Genomic DNA, 2,098 nt, shown 5'->3' with positions numbered 1-2,098 from the left:
CAACCGCTTCCGTTATTATAGTCCTGAGACTGGGCAATATATTAGCCATGACCCGATAGGGTTATTAGGTGGATTTAATCCGTATGGGTATGTGTTTAATCCGAGTGGATGGATTGATCCGTTGGGGTTACAGGGATGTAGTCCAAGGGATTAGCCTGGAGTTGCAACAGGTAAAGGTTCTTCTTCCAATGGTAAATTGTTAAAAGGAAGTCATGGTAATGCAGGTAGAATACCTTCCTCAGTTGCGGATAAGCTAGAGGACGAGAATTTAAATCATTTGATGAATTTAGAAGCGCATTTTGGAAGGCTGTATCTGAAGATCCAAAATTGACTCAAAATTTTTCAAAATCTAACATAAGTCGAATGTCAGAGGGGCACGCTCCTATAGCACATCAAAGCCAATGGAATGGAGGCAATAGATTATATGTTCTGCACCATAATACACCAATTCAACGTGGTGGTGGGGTATATGATATGAATAATATTACTGTGATGACACCTAGATTCCATTTAGATGTTTTAGATAGGGGTTACCACTTTGGGAGATAGTTATGAGTAATATAGATAGATTAAAATTTTTAATAAATAAAATATTAAGTTCTCCACATTTGTCTGAAGAGGAGTTGAATCCATATATAGATGAGCTTTTAGAATTAAGTCCAGATCCGAATATTATGGACTATATGTTTTGGGATGATCTCACGTTAGATGAAATTATAAATAAAGCTATGAGTTATAAGCCTATATATTTATAAGTTAAAGAGTTTAGTCTTTTTTACTTAAAGTATGATTAAAATTTCAGGCGTTTCTTCATTTTTTGGGAAAAAAGGATCTGTTGCATTTTTTAGATTTACCTTTACCTAGTGGAAGAGAAAGTGCGGTCAAAATTTCACAAGGTTTTAACCAATATGGTGAGTTAACTCAATTCCAAGTTAATAATCATAATCCACTCAATCTTAGCTATGACAAACTAGGCAGACAAACGCGCAAACAAAACCAAAATGGCTTTATTTTAGCTGAGCACTTTAGTCCTTCAGGTTTATTGCAAGCACAAGGTGGTGGTTGGAATAACAGTTTAACGGAACAACAACTTAGCGATTATCAACCTAATTAAACTTATCCAATTGCCGGCACACAAATTAGCCGAAAATGGCAATATGATAAAGCATTTAATCTTGTTCATACTCAAGATAACCATTGGGGAGCGACAGAGTATCGCGTCAATAAAAACGGACAAGTGACGGATGTGTTAAATGGTCTTCGTCATAGTGAACATTATCGTTATGACAGCCAATTAAATTTAACACAAAAAGCTCAACGTGAAACCGATGCTTTAGGTCAATACCAATTTGAAGCGGCAAATGATGCCAGTTTCGGCATGAAACAACGTAATGGCCGAATTACCCGATTTGGTAATAAAACCTATAAGTATGACGAACTTGGTCGCTTGCATAGCAAAACAGAAACGAAGAAAGGTTTCCGTCCAGTTACGACTTATTATAAGTGGAATAGTCAAAGCCAACTTGTTGAGCTACATAGCCCATTCAAAGGTTCGTGGCGTTATGAATACGACAGTTTTGGCAGACGTATCACCAAATACCAAATCCAAACAGACCAGCCTCAACCCAATCAAGTTATCAACATGCCAATCCGAGCAAATCAGGATTATTGGCATAAGATAAATGAGCTTTGGGCGAAAGAAGCGCAATCTCAAGGGGAAAAAACATCACAAAACCTGACCGCACTTGCAGGCTATCGCTATCTGTATAAGCAAAATCAACTTGTAGCCGAAGCACCATTGCAAATCACCAGTACAGAAGGTAATCTAGCTTTAACGCAAGCAAACTGGGCAGATGCGATTTACTGGTTGTATCAGGAAGATGATTTCACCCCGACGGCACGTTATGAAAAAGGGCAGTTACATTACACTGTTGCCGACCAGGTTGGAACGATTACAGAACTTTTAACCGAAGACGGGTACATCGACTATCGGCAGAAACTGAACCTATGGGGTGAAGCAGAGATTGACGGTCATCGCCATTATGCTGCAAATGATTCAAACCCTTTAAAATGTAACCACCGTTTTGTAGGGCAATAT

3 protein-coding genes and 1 pseudogene are annotated in these 2,098 nt (G+C 38.3%); all 4 read left to right on the top strand.

Annotated elements, in window-relative coordinates:
* Positions 1–267: 267 nt before the first annotated feature.
* A pseudogene (locus ADI76_RS11890) lies at positions 268–549 on the top strand (colicin); the annotation flags it as partial.
* Positions 550–551: 2 nt separating this feature from the next.
* Positions 552–755 carry a hypothetical protein gene (locus ADI76_RS07225; RefSeq protein ID WP_049515419.1) on the top strand — a complete coding sequence of 68 codons (204 nt, stop codon included), beginning with the start codon at positions 552–554 and terminating at the stop codon, positions 753–755.
* Positions 756–835: 80 nt separating this feature from the next.
* Positions 836–1,114, top strand: coding sequence for a hypothetical protein (locus ADI76_RS07220; protein ID WP_049515417.1), 279 nt, complete (start codon positions 836–838; stop codon positions 1,112–1,114).
* Positions 1,115–1,237: 123 nt separating this feature from the next.
* The coding region (locus tag ADI76_RS07215) for a hypothetical protein (RefSeq protein ID WP_049515415.1) at positions 1,238–2,098 on the top strand (861 nt) is incomplete at its 3' end.

The sequence above is a fragment of the Streptococcus parasanguinis genome (assembly GCF_001074805.1).
GTDB classification, from domain to species: domain Bacteria; phylum Bacillota; class Bacilli; order Lactobacillales; family Streptococcaceae; genus Streptococcus; species Streptococcus parasanguinis_A.
The sequence above is the reverse complement of the archived record's forward strand: the minus strand, read 5'-3'. Positions and strand labels throughout refer to the sequence as shown.